Origin of the sequence: Aequorivita aquimaris, from assembly GCF_001573155.1 — a bacterium.
Lineage (GTDB): Bacteria > Bacteroidota > Bacteroidia > Flavobacteriales > Flavobacteriaceae > Aequorivita > Aequorivita aquimaris.
The window spans coordinates 112,722-129,757 of sequence record NZ_JRWG01000006.1 but is presented as its reverse complement, the minus strand read 5'-3'; the positions used below and the strand labels follow the sequence as shown (position 1 = coordinate 129,757).

Annotated in this window: 14 protein-coding genes and 1 pseudogene; 14 read left to right on the top strand and 1 reads right to left on the bottom strand. The window is 40.1% G+C overall.

What is annotated here, in order from left to right; translation table 11 throughout:
- Window positions 1–34: 34 nt before the first annotated feature.
- The 10 genes and pseudogenes from LS48_RS15660 to LS48_RS10720 all read left to right on the top strand — a co-directional run.
- Window positions 35–1,114: pseudogene (locus tag LS48_RS15660) on the top strand (homoserine dehydrogenase family protein); the annotation flags it as partial.
- A 135-nt stretch (window positions 1,115–1,249) separates the two neighbouring features.
- Window positions 1,250–1,684, top strand: a complete 435-nt coding sequence (locus LS48_RS10760) for an OsmC family protein (protein WP_045079182.1) — start codon at window positions 1,250–1,252, stop codon at window positions 1,682–1,684.
- Between the two features lie 33 nt (window positions 1,685–1,717).
- Entirely contained in the window at window positions 1,718–2,731 is a 1,014-nt protein-coding gene (locus LS48_RS10755; protein ID WP_062622530.1) for a homocysteine S-methyltransferase family protein, read from the top strand.
- Window positions 2,728–3,669: a threonine ammonia-lyase gene (locus LS48_RS10750; protein WP_062622529.1), complete on the top strand. Its 942-nt coding sequence runs from the start codon at window positions 2,728–2,730 to the stop codon at window positions 3,667–3,669. The genes LS48_RS10755 and LS48_RS10750 overlap by 4 nt, the downstream gene beginning before the upstream one ends.
- 79 nt (window positions 3,670–3,748) lie before the next feature.
- Window positions 3,749–6,451: a methionine synthase gene (gene metH, locus LS48_RS10745; protein WP_076692457.1), complete on the top strand. Its 2,703-nt coding sequence runs from the start codon at window positions 3,749–3,751 to the stop codon at window positions 6,449–6,451.
- An 80-nt stretch (window positions 6,452–6,531) separates the two neighbouring features.
- Window positions 6,532–7,488, top strand: coding sequence for a methylenetetrahydrofolate reductase [NAD(P)H] (gene metF, locus LS48_RS10740; protein WP_062622528.1), 957 nt, complete (start codon window positions 6,532–6,534; stop codon window positions 7,486–7,488).
- A gap of 20 nt (window positions 7,489–7,508) precedes the next feature.
- On the top strand, window positions 7,509–8,603 hold the full coding sequence (locus LS48_RS10735; protein ID WP_062622527.1) for an acyloxyacyl hydrolase: 1,095 nt from the start codon (window positions 7,509–7,511) through the stop codon (window positions 8,601–8,603).
- A gap of 3 nt (window positions 8,604–8,606) precedes the next feature.
- Window positions 8,607–9,359: a head GIN domain-containing protein gene (locus LS48_RS10730; protein ID WP_062622526.1), complete on the top strand. Its 753-nt coding sequence runs from the start codon at window positions 8,607–8,609 to the stop codon at window positions 9,357–9,359.
- A 27-nt stretch (window positions 9,360–9,386) separates the two neighbouring features.
- Window positions 9,387–10,496 carry an acyloxyacyl hydrolase gene (locus tag LS48_RS10725; protein ID WP_045079188.1) on the top strand — a complete coding sequence of 370 codons (1,110 nt, stop codon included), beginning with the start codon at window positions 9,387–9,389 and terminating at the stop codon, window positions 10,494–10,496.
- 28 nt (window positions 10,497–10,524) lie between these two features.
- The gene (locus tag LS48_RS10720; protein WP_062622525.1) at window positions 10,525–11,274 is read left to right on the top strand and encodes a head GIN domain-containing protein; all 750 of its coding nucleotides are present in this window, start codon (window positions 10,525–10,527) and stop codon (window positions 11,272–11,274) included.
- Here LS48_RS10720 and gldA read toward each other — a convergent pair.
- Window positions 11,261–12,160, bottom strand: a complete 900-nt coding sequence (gldA, locus tag LS48_RS10715; RefSeq protein WP_062622524.1) for a gliding motility-associated ABC transporter ATP-binding subunit GldA — start codon at window positions 12,158–12,160, stop codon at window positions 11,261–11,263. The genes LS48_RS10720 and gldA overlap by 14 nt on opposite strands.
- Window positions 12,161–12,411: 251 nt before the next feature.
- Here gldA and LS48_RS10710 point away from each other — a divergent pair, with 251 nt between their 5' ends.
- The 4 genes from LS48_RS10710 (at window position 12,412) to LS48_RS10695 (ending at window position 17,025) form a co-directional block, all read left to right on the top strand.
- Window positions 12,412–13,494 carry a bifunctional 3-deoxy-7-phosphoheptulonate synthase/chorismate mutase type II gene (locus LS48_RS10710; protein ID WP_062622523.1) on the top strand — a complete coding sequence of 361 codons (1,083 nt, stop codon included), beginning with the start codon at window positions 12,412–12,414 and terminating at the stop codon, window positions 13,492–13,494.
- A 21-nt stretch (window positions 13,495–13,515) separates the two neighbouring features.
- Window positions 13,516–14,466: a ribosome small subunit-dependent GTPase A gene (rsgA, locus tag LS48_RS10705; RefSeq protein WP_062622522.1), complete on the top strand. Its 951-nt coding sequence runs from the start codon at window positions 13,516–13,518 to the stop codon at window positions 14,464–14,466.
- Window positions 14,467–14,522: 56 nt separating this feature from the next.
- The gene (gene dtd, locus LS48_RS10700) at window positions 14,523–14,975 is read left to right on the top strand and encodes a D-aminoacyl-tRNA deacylase (protein ID WP_062622521.1); all 453 of its coding nucleotides are present in this window, start codon (window positions 14,523–14,525) and stop codon (window positions 14,973–14,975) included.
- A 148-nt stretch (window positions 14,976–15,123) separates the two neighbouring features.
- The gene (locus LS48_RS10695; RefSeq protein ID WP_062622520.1) at window positions 15,124–17,025 is read left to right on the top strand and encodes a DUF3858 domain-containing protein; all 1,902 of its coding nucleotides are present in this window, start codon (window positions 15,124–15,126) and stop codon (window positions 17,023–17,025) included.
- Window positions 17,026–17,036: the final 11 nt, after the last annotated feature.

Below are 17,036 nucleotides of genomic sequence, written 5' to 3'. Positions count from 1 at the left end.
TTTGCACCGAATTGACCTAAACAGTATAAAAAAGAAGAAAATAAACATCGCCATTTTTGGGCACGGAAATGTGGGCGGCAAATTGGTGGATCAAATAATCTCCTCGAAGGAAGAAATCTCCCGAAGACGCGATTTGGAACTGAATATTTTCGCAATCGCAAATTCAAAAACGGTTTTGCTTCAGCAACAAGGTTTGAACAAAAATTGGTTGGAAGAAAAGCTGGAAACTGGACAGTCTTATAATGTGGAAGAAGTAATTTCCTTCGCAAAATCCAACAACCTTCAAAACCTGATTTTAGTTGATAACACAGCAGATTCTGGCTTCGTTCAAAATTATTCAGCTTTTGTAGAAAACGGTTTCCATTTGGTTTCTTCAAATAAAATTGCCAATACTTTGGATTTGAATTTTTACAAAGAACTTCGTGAAAAGTTGACTTCAAAAAAACGGCAGTATTTATATGAAACCAACGTAGGCGCTGGACTTCCGTTGATAGATACCATTAAACTTTTGCATCTTTCGGGTGAGAATATAACGAGAATCCGCGGGGTGTTTTCCGGTTCGTTGAGTTATATTTTCAATACGTTTTCCGAAGAAGACAGAACGTTCAGCTCGGTTTTAAAATCGGCAATCGACAAAGGATTTACAGAACCCGACCCGCGCGAAGATCTTTGTGGCAATGACGTTGGACGGAAATTGCTTATCTTGGCGCGTGAATTGGATTTACACAACGAGTTTGCCGATATTTCAATTCAAAACTTAATTCCGAAGGATCTGCGCAATGTTTCAAAAGAAGAATTTTTGAAGCGATTAAAAGAGTTAGATATACCGTTTCAAATTAAAAAGAAGAATCAGGCGAAGGATTCGGTTTTTCGTTACGTTGCAGATTTACACGGCGATTTGTCAAAGGAAACCGGTGCAATTTTAACTGTGAATTTAGCTTCTGTTCCCAAAAATAGTATGTTGGGAGCATTGAAAGACAGCGATTCCATTTTTGAAATTTACACCGAAAGTTATGGCGACAATCCAATAGTTATCCAAGGTGCGGGCGCTGGCGCAGCGGTGACGGCCCGTGGCGTTTTTGGTGATATTTTGCGAATAAGCGATAAAGATTGAAAAAGACGTAAGACATAAGACCGCTTCGCTAAAAGACATAAGACTCATGACAAAAAAATCCTGTATAATTTAGTCCTATGTCCTACGTCTTACCGTCCTATGTCATTTCTAATTAAACGATAAACAAAATAAAATATGAAAGTTACCTTAAACAGAATAAACGACAACTATCTTTTTGAAGCAAAAGGCGCTTCCGGAGTTCCAGTTCTAATCGACAACAAAACCGACGAACCTTCCAAAGGCGCAAGCCCAATGGAGCTTTTACTAATGGGTGTTGGCGGTTGTAGTGCGATAGATGTTGTTTCAATTTTGAAAAAACAACGGCAGGAAATCACTTCCTATAAAATGGAGGTGGAAGGCCAGCGAAAAGAAGTACGCGAGGCAAAACCATTTGAAGCAATACACGTAACGCTACATTTGGAAGGCAAGATTGACGAGGCCAAGGCTGTTCGTGCCGCTAAGTTGAGTTTTGAAAAATACTGCTCGGTTTCAATTACGATGGAAGCCTCGGTAAAAATCACGTATAGTATTGAGCTAAACGGAAAATCGTTGGATGTAATAGGAGTTTAAAAACTTTCTCCAAGGTTTCTAAAACGAAAAGCAATGAATAAAATACAAAAAGCACTTCAAAACCGAATCTTAATCCTCGACGGCGCAATGGGCACGATGCTGCAGCGCTATAAATTTTCGGAAGAAGATTTCCGCGGCGAGCGGTTTAAGGATTTTCATAAATCGGTACAAGGGAATAACGATTTACTCTCTATTACGCAGCCACAAGCAATTGCTGATATCCATTCCAAATATTTCTCCGCAGGTGCCGATATTGTGGAAACCAACACATTTTCCAGCACTACCATTGCAATGGCCGATTACGATATGCAGGATTTGGTTTATGAATTGAATTTTGAATCTGCAAAAATCGCGAAAAAAGTTGCAGATGAATTCACTTCGAAAGAACCCAACAAACCACGTTTCGTAGCAGGAGCCATAGGTCCTACAAACAAAACCGCAAGTATGAGCCCTGATGTGAACGATCCCGGTTTTCGAGCCATTTCTTTTGAAGAACTCCGCGTTGCCTATAAGCAACAAGCCGAAGCCTTGATAGATGGTGGCGTGGATTTACTTTTGGTTGAAACCATTTTCGACACTTTGAACGCAAAAGCAGCCCTTTTCGCAATCGATGAAATAAAGGAAGAGCGAAATTTAGACATTCCAATTATGATAAGTGGAACCATAACCGATGCTTCCGGCAGAACACTTTCCGGGCAAACGGCGGAAGCATTTCTGATTTCAATTACGCACATTCCACTTTTGAGCGTAGGTTTCAATTGTGCTTTGGGCGCCAAACAACTCACGCCGCATTTGGAAGTGATTGCAAACCGCACCAATCTTGCCGTGAGCGCCTATCCAAATGCGGGTCTCCCAAACGCCTTTGGGGAATATGACGAAAGTCCCGAGCAAATGGCTTCGCAGATAACGGAATATTTAGACAAACAATTAGTGAACATCATCGGGGGTTGTTGCGGCACCACGCCCGAGCACATTAAAGCCATTGCTGAAATTGCTTTAAAATACAAACCGCGACCTGTTTTTAATTCTGAAAACGCTGCCGTATGATTCCCACTAAACAAGAAGTTGAGGCGGCTTGCGAACGTGTAAAATCATACGTCCACAATACCCCTGTGCTAAAATCTTCTTTTTTGAATGAACTCTCGGGTGCCGAAATTTTCTTCAAATGCGAAAATTTTCAAAAGATGGGTGCCTTTAAAATGCGAGGGGCAACCAATGCCATTTTGCAACTTTCTCATGAACAGAAGAAAGCTGGCGTGGTAACGCATTCCTCTGGAAATTTTGCGCAAGCACTTTCTTTGGCCGCGAAAAATTTAGGCGTAAAAGCATACATCGTTATGCCAGAAAATGCGCCACAAGTAAAAAAAGAAGCCGTTAAAGGTTACGGTGGAATTATCACAGAATCCGAATCAACACCAATCGCAAGGGAAACCGAGGCAGATCGGATTCAAAAAGAAACCGGAGCAACATTTATCCATCCCTCAAACGACAGAAATGTTATTCTCGGCAATGCAACTTCAGCAGCGGAATTACTTCAAACTCATCCCGATCTCGATTATGTTTTCACACCAGTTGGCGGCGGCGGATTGATTGCGGGGACTGCACTTTCTGTGAAATATTTCGGAACTAATTGCAAAACAATCGGTGGTGAACCTTTTGAAGTTGACGATGCCTTTCGAAGTCTAAAAAGTGAAAAAATAGAATTCAACGAAACTACAAATACAATTGCCGACGGGCTTAAAACCTTCCTCGGCGATGTCAATTTCCCGATTATAAAAGAATTGGTTTCAGAAATAATCAGGGTTGAAGAAACCGAAATTATTTCCTCAATGAAACTTATTTGGGAGCGGATGAAAATAATCGTGGAGCCCAGCAGTGCAGTTGCTTTTGCCGCTTTGCTTCGCGAAAGAGAACGATTTAAAAATAAAAAAGTTGGAATTATAATTTCTGGCGGAAATGTGGATTTAAAGAATTTGCCATTCTGAAAAACTTTGCGTCCTCTGCGTCTTTGCGGTATATTTTTTCACCGCAGAGGCGCGAAGAACGCAGAGAGAAAAATGAATAATGAAAGCTAAAAAATATCTAAAATTAAGCGGTCTTGAACCATTGATTATAACCCCCGAAAGCAATTTCATAAATGTGGGAGAACGCACCAATGTGGCAGGTTCAAAGAAATTTCTTCGACTCATAAAAGAACGAAATTTTGAGGAAGCCCTTTCCGTAGCCCGCGAACAGGTGGAAAACGGCGCACAGATCATCGACGTGAATATGGACGACGGACTGATTGATGGCAAAGAGGCGATGGTGAAATTCCTAAATCTCGTTATTGCCGAGCCGGATATTTCGCGAGTGCCGATTATGATAGACAGCAGCAAGTGGGAAATCATTGAGGCCGGATTACAGGTTGTACAAGGAAAATGTGTTGTAAATTCAATAAGTTTAAAGGAAGGCGAAGCAGAATTTATCCATCACGCAAAACTCATAAAACGCTACGGCGCCGCTGTGATCGTGATGGCTTTTGACGAAGTGGGACAGGCCGATAATTATGAACGAAGGATAGAAATAGCCAAACGTTCATACGATATTTTGGTGAACCAAGTAAAATTTGCACCCGAGGACATTATTTTCGATTTAAACATTTTTCCTGTTGCAACGGGAATGGACGAGCATCGCAGAAACGCAATCGATTTTATCGAGGCCACGCGCTGGGTTCGGGAAAATCTGCCGCACGTGAGCGTGAGCGGCGGCGTGAGCAATGTTTCTTTTAGTTTTCGCGGGAATGATCCCGTTCGTGAAGCGATGCATTCCGTGTTTTTGTACCACGCCATTCAAGCGGGAATGAACATCGGGATTGTAAACCCTGCAATGTTGGAAGTTTACGACGATATTCCAAAAGATCTTTTGGAACGCGTTGAAGACGTAATGCTCGACCGGCGCGAAGATGCCACAGAGCGATTATTGGATTTTGCAGAAACCGTAAAAGGAACTACAAAGGAAAGTAAAATTGATCTGTCGTGGCGGGAAGAACCATTGCAAAACCGCATTACCAGAGCGTTGGTAAAAGGTATTGATGAGTTCATTTTAGAGGATATCGAAGAAGCGCGTAAAAATGCCGACAAACCAATTGAAGTAATTGAAGGCAATTTAATGATTGGAATGAACGTAGTGGGTGACCTCTTCGGAAGTGGAAAAATGTTTTTGCCGCAAGTGGTTAAATCTGCTCGTGTAATGAAAAAAGCAGTTGCTTATTTGCTTCCGTATATTGAAGAAGAAAAGCTGAAAAACCCACAAATTGGCGATTCAAAAAACGCTGGAAAAATACTTATGGCCACGGTAAAAGGCGATGTACACGATATCGGAAAAAACATTGTAGGCGTGGTTTTGGCGTGCAATAATTATGAAATAATAGATTTGGGCGTAATGGTTCCACCCGAAAAAATAATCGCCACTGCAAAAGAACAAAACGTGGATGCCATTGGTTTGAGCGGATTGATTACGCCATCGCTGGACGAAATGGTTTTTTTGGCGAAGAAAATGCAGCGGCAAAATTTTAAAGTGCCATTGTTAATTGGCGGCGCGACTACGAGCCGGGCGCATACCGCGGTAAAAATTGATCCCGAGTACGAATGTGCCGTAGTGCATATAAACGATGCTTCACGCGCGGTTACGGTGGTTGGCGATTTGCTAAAAAAGGAAACTTCGGAAGCATATAAAGAAAATATTAAACAGGAATATGACACTTTCCGACAAGATTTTCTGAAGCGTCAAAAGGTAAAAACCTATTTGCCCATTTCCGAAGCGCGGAAAAACAAGTTTCAAATTGATTGGAATTCTTCAGAAATAGTGAAACCCAACAAACTGGGAGTTCACGTTTTAAAGGATTTCGATTTAAATATATTGCTGGATTATTTAGATTGGACGCCCTTTTTCAGAAGTTGGGAGCTGCACGGAAAATATCCAAACATTTTGACCGATGAAATTGTGGGCGAACAAGCTTCGGAATTATTTAAGGATGCAAAAAAAATGCTCCATAAAATTATTTCAGAAAAACTGTTAGAGGCGCGAGCCGTTTTTGGAATTTTTGAAGCAAATACTATTAATGACGATGATATTTCTTTGGAAATCCCAAATCTCAAATCCCAAATCTCAAATCCCGTATTCCGAACCCTTCGTCAACAATCCCAAAAGGCTAAAGGAAAACCAAACCTTGCCTTGGCAGATTTTATCGCGCCAAAGGAAAGCGGAATTCGGGATTATATCGGCTGTTTCTGCGTAAGTGCCGGTTTTGGAACTGCGGAATTGGCCGCAAAATATGTGACGGACCACGACGATTACAACGCAATAATGGTAAAAGCGCTGGCAGACCGCTTGGCAGAAGCGTTTGCGGAATACCTTCACAGAGAAGTGCGCACCAACTATTGGGGCTACGCTTCCGAGGAAAATCTTTCCAACGAAGACCTTATTTCGGAAAAATACAAAGGTATTCGCCCTGCGCCCGGCTATCCCGCCTGTCCCGATCATTTGGAAAAAAGAACCATTTGGGAAGTTTTAAAAGTGAAAGAAAACATTGGCGTTGAACTCACCGAACATTTGGCCATGTGGCCGGCAGCTTCGGTTTCGGGATATTATTTTGCCAATCCCGAAGCGCGCTATTTTGGACTTGGAAAAATCAAAATGGATCAAGTGGAAGATTTCGCAAAGCGGAAGAATATGGATTTGGAGGAAGCGACGGATTGGTTGAAAACCAATATAGCAGAAGCCCCCTAAATCCCCCGAAGGGGGACTTTTTGTGAAAAAATAAATAATAACAATAAATAATAAGATACCCGCCTTCGCGGGTATGGAATATGAAAGTAACAGACCACATAAAAAACGGCAACGGAAAAACACAGTTTTCGTTCGAGATTTTACCTCCTTTAAAAGGTGAAAACATACATTCCATTTTCGAGAATATTGACCCGTTGATGGATTTCAACCCGCCCTATATAAACGTTACCTATCATCGGGAGGAATATGTTTTTAAGGAATTGGACAACGGGTTGATCGAAAAGAAAATCGTGCGAAAGCGCCCCGGAACGGTGGGAATTTGCGCTGCAATCCAAAACCGATATGAGGTAGATGCCGTACCCCACATTCTTTGCGGGGGTTTTTCAAAAGAGGAAACCGAAAATTTTTTAATAGACCTTCAGTTTTTGGGGATAGACAACGTGATGGCCCTGCGTGGCGATGCGGTAAAAAGTGAGACCTATTTCACGCCCGAAAAAAACGGGCACAAATACGCTTGCGATCTTGTTTTGCAAATAAATGCTTTAAATAAAGGAACCTATTTGGATGACGAGCTTCAACATACTTTCCCGACGGATTTTTGTGTGGGCGTGGCCGGATATCCCGAAAAACATATGGAAGCCCCGAGCAGCGAGAGCGATATCCATTTCCTAAAAAAGAAAATAAAAAACGGTGCGGAATACATCGTTACCCAAATGTTTTTCGACAATGAAAAATACTTCAAGTTTGTTGAAAAATGTAGGGCAGAAGGGATTACAGTGCCCATTATTCCGGGTTTGAAACCCATTGCGGTAAAATCGCATCTCAACCTAATTCCCCACAGATTCAAAGTAGATTTGCCCGATGCGCTGGTGATGGAAGTGGTGAAAGCCAGGGATAATAAGGCTGTTCGGCAGATTGGGATTGATTGGTGCGTACAGCAAAGTAAGGAACTTGTAAAAGCCGGCGTGCCCTTTCTTCACTACTATTCAATGGGAAAAAGCAGCAATATTAAGGAAATCGCTTCGCAGATATTTTAAGATTGCTTTATTTTGCGGCGATGTCCCGAATTGCGTTTTTGGTGTTTTTTCTCACAACTCCTTTTGTTTTTTCACAGGAAAAAAACAAGGATTTTTTCGTGGACGCCAATTATTTCTACGGAACCATTCTTCGGCATAACAAGGATATTTCACATTTGGTGAAAGCGCATCCCGATGGTTTTATAATTGGTTTTAACCGAAAAACCCATGGAGCCGAGCGTTGGCAGCAGGAATACAATTACCCTGATTGGGGGTTTTCATTTGTGCACCAAAATGCAAATTATGATGTTTTGGGTGAGAATTATGGGCTGTACGGGCATTTCAATTTTTACTTTTTAAAACGAAATCTTTTCTTCCGAATAGGGCAGGGTATTGCCTATAACACCAATCCGTTCGATTTGGAGACCAATTTCAAAAACAACGCTTACGGCACACGTTTGTTGAGTTCAACCTATTTGATGCTGAATTACAACAAACAAAATCTCTTCAAAAACTTCGGGGTGCAGGCTGGAATTGCTTTGGTGCATTATTCCAACGGAAATTTTAAGGCGCCAAATTCGAGTACGAATGCTTTCACTTTAAATGTGGGCGTGCAATATTCAGTTGCTGATGAAAGGAATTCTGAATACATTACCGATTCCATTCCCAAGAAAATTTCGGAACCTATAAAATACAACTTTGTGCTTCGCGGCGGGTTGAACGAGAGCGATTATTTAAACCTCGGGCAGCATCCGTTTTTTGTGGTTTCGGCCTTTGCGGACAAGCGGTTGAGCTATAAAAGTACGCTTCAGTTGGGTGCGGATTTTTTCTATTTGCCATTTCTGAAAAAGGAAATAGAATACCTTTCCATTGCTTTTCCAAATATGGGCATTAAAGGCGATGAGGATTTTAAACGCGTCGGCATTTTTGCGGGGCACGAACTTCATATCAATAAATTGGCAGTAGTTTCACAAGTTGGCTATTATGTATATTATCCCTACGATTTTGAAGGAAGAACGTATTTTCGGGCAGGTCTGAAATATTATTTAACCGAAAAACTTTTCAGCGCAATTACTCTAAAATCGCACGGTGCGAAAGTGGAAGGCGTGGAGTTTGGCGTGGGAATTAGAATATAGATTATGAAGAAGTTATTTTTTGCTGGCTTGGTTTTTTTGCTGTTTTCGTGCGATTCCGAAAACGGTTGGGATTGTGTGCAAGTGGCAGGAGATTCAATTTCCAAAGAATATTTTGTTTCAGATTTTACAAAAATCAGGATTGAGGACGATGTGACTTTATATTTGAAGCAGGGCGATTCAACAGAAATAATTCTTGAAACCGGCGAAAACCTTATAAGCGATATTTCCGTAAGTGTTGAAGAAAATACTTTGGTGGTGAAAGATAATAATACTTGCAATTTGGTCCGCGATTACGGAATCACGAAAGTTTTTGTAACCGTGCCGAACCTCACCGAAATCAGGAATAGCTCGGCTTTCGATGTGATTGGCGAAGGAATATTGAACTTTCCGCAACTCACTTTGGTTAGTAACACCACGGCCGGCCCGGAAACCATCAGAAAGAGCGGCGATTTTTATTTGAACCTTGTTTGTGAAGATTTCCGCGTTAGTGCCAACGGCCAAAGTGTTTTTTATATTACGGGCACCGCTGATAAAGCCAATCTTAGTTTTGCAGACGAAATGCCGCGGTTTGAAGGAGAAAATTTCGCAATGGATGAACTCACTGTTTTTCAAAGAAGTGCGAACAAAATGATAGTAAATCCGCAGCAAAGTATCGTCGGAAAAATCGTGGCCACGGGCGATATTATCAGCCACAACCGCCCTCCGCTGGTAGATGTAAAAGAATTATTCACGGGCAGGCTATTATTTGAAGATTAGTTTATCTTTACGGGCGTTGAAAAAAATATGAAGCACTTTCTTTCCGTAATTTCAGTCCTATTTATAAGTCTTTCGCTTTTTTCCCAAGAAGAAGAATTGAAACCAATTTCACTGGAGGCAGATTTTTTCTACGGAAGTATTCTGGAGCACAATCCGGATATTGAGCACTTAATTACCGGGCATCCCACAGGTTTTATTCTTTCCTTTAATCGAAAAACTTATGGGTTTAACGAATGGGAACGCCGTTATAATTATCCCGATTGGGGTTTTACACTCGCATATCAAAATATGCACAACGAGTATTTGGGAAATGTAATTGGGGCCTATGGTCATATGAACTGGTATTTTTTAAAAAGACACCTTATGCTGAGCGTGGGGCAGGGAATTGCATATTCTGCAATCCCTTATGATCAGGAAACAAATTACATCAACAATGCTTATGGCACACATTTATTGAGTACAACTATTTTAAAAGGAAATTTTGTGCGTGAAAACATTTGGAAGGGGCTGGGCCTTCACGCAGGTTTTACGGTTATCCACTATAGCAATGCCAATTTTAAAGCTCCGAACAACAGTACTAATTCATTTTTGTTAAATGCAGGGGTAAGTTATCAATTGGATTATAAGGAATTTCCAGAATACATTCATAAAGAAGATTCGCTCAGCAAAACCCACGCAGAAAGGTTTAAATACAACCTTGCTTTTAGAACAGGTATAAATGAAAGCGATGTAGTAGGGTTAGGGCAGGAGCCGTTTTATGTGATTTCAGCTTTTGTGGACAAACGCATTAACTATAAAAGCACCTTTACCGCTGGGGTAGATGTTTTCTTTTCTACTTTTTTAAAGGAATTGATCAACTATCGCTCCATTGCTTACCCCGAAGACGGACTTTCGGGCGATGAAGATTATAAACGCGTTGGGGTTTTTGTGGGCCACGAATGGCGTTTTAATAAAGTTGCGTTTATTTCGCAGTTGGGTTATTATGTATATTGGCCTTATGAATTTGAAAACCGTATTTATAACCGTTTAGGGCTTAAACGATATTTTTTCAACGATAAAATTTTTGCCGCCATAAGCGTTCATGCACATTGGGCAAAAGCGGAAGCAGTTGAGTTTGGTGTAGGTTACAGATTGTAAAAAATTCTGAAAATTTCAGAAAAAGATTATGAAAAACGTATTTTACTGCATATTGGTTTTGATTTTTACGGGCTGTAATTCAGAGTCGAGTTGGGATTGTATTCAGAATGCTGGAACTATCGTACAAAACGAAGTTACAGTGCCGCCCTTTACTAAAATATTGGTTTGGGAGCGTACCAAGGTATTTATTCAACAGGGTGAAGAGCAAAAAGTGGTTATTGAAACAGGAGAAAGCCTTATGAATGATGTAGAAGTTACCGTAACCGATGGTAGACTTGAAATTCACAATAACAACAGTTGCAATTTGGTCCGCGATTACGAAATAACCAAAATATATATTACATCTCCAAATATAACCGAAATACGCAGTAGCACTGGTTATGCCATTGAAAGTATCGGCGTGCTTCGCTACCCGTCATTAACGCTTTTGTCTGAAGATCAGCAAAACGAGGATCAGTATCACATTGACGGCGATTTTAAATTGAATTTGGATGTTCAGAGTTTAAGCGTCGTGGCCAATGGTCTGTCCAAGTTTTATTTAAAGGGAAGTGCGACAAATACCAATTTTGGGCTCTACGCAGGCGATTGCAGGATTTTTGCTGAAAATTTAACCGTACAGAACCTGTATGTTTATCACCGAAGTACAGGCGAAATGGTTGTAAATCCACAATTGGCCATTCGTGGAAAAATTGTGAGTTTGGGCAATGTGATTTCAAAAAATAGGCCCGCAATCGTTGAGGTCGAGGAATTGTATCGTGGAAAACTTATTTTTGAATAGTCAATTCAGAAAACAATTTTTCGAGCGTTGTATTTTTTTGGTGGAGCTGAAGTATTTTTAAGCCATTATCGTGTGCAAAATCGAAGACCTTTCCGCGCATATCCTGTTCGGTTTCAAAGTAAAGCTGATACACAAAACCGATGGAATTTTCAACTTTTTGAATCTTCGGAAGATGTTGTAATGCTACTTCTTCCACGCGATAATCAAATTCCACTTCAATAATCTGTTGCTGATTATTTTTTAAATCTGAAAGTTTTTTATCGAGCACTATTTCACCTTTGTTTATAATTATTACGCGATTGCAAATGGCTTCCACTTCCTGCATGATGTGAGTGGAAAGCAAAACCGTTTTTTCCTTTCCCACGTTTTTTATAAGCTGACGGATTTCAATCAATTGATTTGGGTCCAAACCGGTAGTTGGTTCATCCAAAACCAAGACTTCGGGGTCGTGCAACAGCGCATTTGCAAGCCCAACGCGTTGGCGATACCCTTTTGAAAGTTGGCCTATTTTTTTGTTCGCTTCGGGCGTTAAACCGGTTTTTTCAATAACACTTTCAACTTCCGTTTTGGGAATATTATAAATTCCGGCATTAAAAAGAAGATATTCGCGAACGTACATATCCAAATAAAGCGGGTTGTGTTCCGGCAGATAGCCAACGCTTCTTTTTACGGAAATAGCATCCTTGGTTACTTCAAAACCATTCACGATCGCCACGCCTTCCGAAGCGGGAAGAAAGGTGGTCAAAATTTTCATCATTGTAGATTTTCCGGCGCCGTTCGGGCCCAGAAACCCCACGATTTCTCCTTTTTCAATGGTGAAGGAAACCTTGTTCAGCGCTTTTTGTTCGCCGTAGGTTTTGGTTATATTTTCTACTTGTATCGACATATTTTCAGAATAGCAAAACTACATAAATTTTCTTCTGAAGTGTTTCCACTTCGCGATTTAAAATTTTTCATAAAACGTTTTCCAGCTCACAATTATTGGCTACTTTAGCGGCTATGATTATGAAACCTATTTACAATTTTTCCAAGGCTTGGTGGCATATGTTCCAAAACATTCGCTAATTGGGATTATTGTATTTTAAAATATACTTTTGAAAAGTCCCATATTGGGGCTTTTTTTATGAAATTGACTTTATGGAAAACAAAAAAGAACTGCGCAGTTGGTTAGATGCTTTTGGATTAAACCATCCACTTGTAATTGCGGGGCCTTGCAGTGCCGAAACTGAGGAGCAATTGCTGAAGATAGCGCATCAATTGAAGGATACAGACACCTCGGTGCTACGGTCCGGAATCTGGAAACCGCGAACCCGCCCGGGCAATTTTGAGGGCGTTGGCGCCTTGGGACTAAAATGGCTTCAAAGGGCAAAAGAAGAAACCGGATTGCTCACAACCACTGAAGTTGCAAACGCAAACCATGTGGATTTGGCACTAAAACACGATGTGGATATTTTGTGGATTGGCGCGCGCACAACGGTTTCGCCATTTATTGTACAGGAAATTGCAGATGCGGTAAAGGGAACTGATAAAATTGTGTTGGTGAAGAACCCGGTGAACCCAGATTTGGCGTTGTGGTTGGGTGCTGTGGAACGATTTTATACCGCCGGAATTACCAAGCTTGGGGTAATCCACCGCGGCTTTTCTACTTATGAAAAAACGCGTTATCGCAACAATCCCGAATGGCAGATTCCTATAGACCTTCAAAACACATTTCCAGATTTACCGCTTATTTTGGATCCCTCACACATAGCGGGCAAACGCGATATTATTTTTGACCTTTGCCAAACTGCGCTCGATTTAAATTATGATGGGTTGATGGTGGAAACGCACTTTGACCCTGACAATGCTTGGAGCGATGCGAAACAGCAAATAACGCCCCTGGCTTTGGAAAAAATGACGGTTGATCTAAAAATCCGAAAGGTGGAAGGGGACGAAGCCGAATTCAATAATCAATTAAATACCATGCGCACGCAGATTGATTTAATTGACGATCAAATTATGGACATGTTGGGCAAACGGATGAAAATAGTTGACGGAATTGGCGCTTTGAAAAAGAAGAATAATGTAGCCATTTTACAGGTAAAGCGTTGGAATGAAGTTTTGGGACGTATGATTCTTGAGGGCGAACAGAACAAACTCAGTGAAGAATTTGTATTGAAAATTTACAAAGCCATTCACCAAGAATCCATTAACCATCAGAAAAAGGTTATTAATGAGTAAAAAGTTTTGCAACTTTGCGAGATGAAAGGCATCGTCTATAAATCTACCGGCAGCTGGTATTCCGTGAAAGCAGAAAACGGAACATTTTACGATTGCCGTATAAAGGGGAAATTCCGAATTGGCGGTATTAAAAGCACAAATCCCGTTGCCGTGGGCGACCACGTAGATTTTGATATTGAAAAAAAAGGCGATGAAACCGTTGGGGTGATAAAACATATTGACGAACGTGAAAATTACATCATCCGTAAATCTGTAAACCTTTCCAAACAAACTCACATCATTGCCGCGAATATTGATGTTGCTTTTCTGCTTATAACGTTGAACAACCCGCCCACATTCACCACTTTTATCGATCGTTTTTTGGTAACTGCGGAAGCCTATCACATAAAAGCCGTTTTGCTTTTCAATAAAATTGATACCTACAACGAAGACGAATTATTAGAGATAAAATTCCTTGCAGCGCTTTACCGAAAGATAGGGTACGAGTGCATTGGGATTTCGGCAGTGACAGGGAAAAATATTGACAAGGTAAAAGCCATAATGAAAGACAAGGTAACGATGTTTTCGGGCCACAGCGGCGTGGGGAAATCTACTTTAATCAACGCCATAGAGCCCGGCCTGGATTTAAAAACCTCAAAAATTTCTGAACAACATTTGCAGGGGCAGCACACAACTACTTTTGCTGAGATGTTTGATCTTTCCTTTGGCGGACAAATCATTGATACGCCCGGAATTAAGGGTTTTGGCGTGGTGGAAATGGACAAGGAAGAGTTGGGTGATTATTTTCCCGAGTTTTTTGAGCTGAAGGAAAATTGCAAATTTAACAATTGCCTTCATTTGGAAGAACCCCAATGTGCGGTAAAGGAGGCGTTGGAAAACGAGGAAATAGCGTGGTCCCGCTATAAAAGCTATTTACAGATTTTGGAAGGGGAAGAGGATCACTTCAGAAAAGATATATATAACGAAAAATAAAAATTTCAAATCCCAAATTCCACTCAATAACCTTTAACTCCTAACAAATAACAGAGATGCGCGCACTGATCCAAAGAGTAAAAAAAGCATCCGTGACTATTGAAGGAAAAATTTTTTCTGAAATAGAGCAGGGACTTCTCATTCTATTGGGAATCGAAGCTGCGGACACCCAAGAGGACATTGACTGGTTAGCGGGAAAAATTGCCCGTTTGCGGATTTTTTCAGATGAAAACGAAGCGATGAATCTGTCGGTGCAGGATATAAATGGCGACTGTTTGGTGGTGAGCCAATTTACACTTCACGCAAATACAAAAAAGGGGAACCGGCCTTCATTCATAAATGCCGCCAAACCTGAAATTGCCATCCCGCTCTACGAAAAATTTGTGCTTCAGCTTGAAAATGAAACAAATAGGAATGTAAGGACGGGACGGTTCGGGGATATGATGGAGGTTGCCCTAATCAATGACGGGCCGGTAACAATCTGGATCGATTCAAAAAAAAGAGAATAATCTCTTTAACTTTTTTTTAACCTTTCAGATTTTTTATATATTGCCGAAAAAAATTTGAATTCCGGTAATATCCAGCAATTTCCTCTAAGTCATTGAAAATTAAAAAATTGGATGTTCCGTCTTCCTTTTTTCAAATTATTCTATTCAGATGAAAAAGATCTTATGCTTTGCATTTCTTATATGCACGGCCCATATTTATTCACAAAAGGATTATTCCATAGCATCTATTCCAAAAGAACTAACTGAATATTCCAATAGTGTATTGATTGATGAATTGGTTGAAATTGACGTGACCGACATCAATAAAATGAAGGAAAAAACGCACCGTGTTATTGCAATATTGAACAAACTTGGCGATGGCGATGCACGGCTTTATGAATATTATGATTCAAATTCACGTGTCAAGAATGTGGAGGTTAGAATTTACAATGCTTTTGGAAAAGAAATTGAACACTTTAAAAAGAAAGATTTCATGGATGTGAGTCGAACGGGCAGCAGTATGTATGCAGATTCACGTGTTCTTTATTTAAATTATACACCTACATCATATCCATACATTGTTGTTTTTGATAGTGAAACTGAAACGGGTGATACTGCATTTTTAAGTCCTTGGTTTCCTTTAAATGGACATGCTGAAAGCGCTCAAAAAAGCGTATTAAAGATTAAATATAATCCCGCAAATAAACCCAAGTATAAACCTCAAAATCTAAATGGTTTTGATATTACAATATCTGATACTCCGGAAGAACTTATCTTTTCGGCATCAAATTTAAAAGCCATAAGGTATGAAGAGCATGGTCCCTTAATGAGTAAGATATTTCCAAATGTTTATGTGGCTCTCAATAATTTTAAATTGAAAGAATCCCTGGGTTCGGGCAAGGATTGGCAACAGTTTGGAAGTTGGATGAACAAGAGTTTACTTTCAGATGTTAGTGATTTGCCTGAGGGTACTTTAGCACGTATAAAAAGTCTTGTTGCCAATGAAACGACAAATGAAGGTAAGGCTCGAAAAATATATCAGTTTGTGCAAGACAAAGTACGTTACATTAGTATTCAAATAGGGATCGGCGGGTGGAAACCTATGCTGGCTTCCGATGTGGACAAACTCAGTTATGGTGATTGTAAGGCATTGACGAATTACACAAAAACGCTTCTTGATGCTGTTGGCGTACCTTCTTACTATACCGTTGTATATGGTGATAAAATGAAGTGGGATATTATGGAAGATTTTTCTTCTTTGCAAGGTAACCATGTAATTTTAGGAATACCAGATAATGATGAGATAACTTGGTTGGAATGTACCAGCCAAGATACGCCTTATGGATACATTGGTAAATTTACCAACGATAGGGATGTATTGATAATAACACCCGAGGGAGGCAAAATAGCACATACCAAAGTTTATGAAACTGAAGAAAACACCCAAGAAAATATAGCCAAGGTTAAGGTAGATGCCAATGGAAATGTAACCGCAACTTTAAAAAGTATTTCTAAGGGTCTTCAATATGATGATAAATACCTGCTTCCAAAAGAAAAACAAGAAGACATAGATCAACATTACAAGAAGAAGTGGAATTATATAAATGGTTTTTCGTTAACAGATATAAAGCTTGATAATAACAAGGAAGAAGTAATATTTACTGAAGAACTGACCCTCAATATCCCAAACTACGCAAACCCAGTAAGTAACGATTATCTGTTTTGCGCAAATATTTTTAATCAGAACCAATACATTCCGCCGCGGATAGACACCCGCAAACAAAATCTTTATATAGGGAATGGGTATGTTGATATTGACACGGTTACTGTTGAAGTGCCTGAAAATTTTGAAATTGATGGACTTCCCGATGAAACAATTTTGGAAACCAAATTCGGAAAATATCAAATTAATTTCAATATAACCTCAGATGACACATTGGTCTATACTCGTAAAATGATCCTAAATAAAGGCGAATATCCACCTTCGGAGTATGAAAATTTCCGTGATTTTTTGCGATCCATTGCCCGATTGGACAAAACTAAAATTCTATTAAAACAAAATGTACAATAAATCCTTAACCC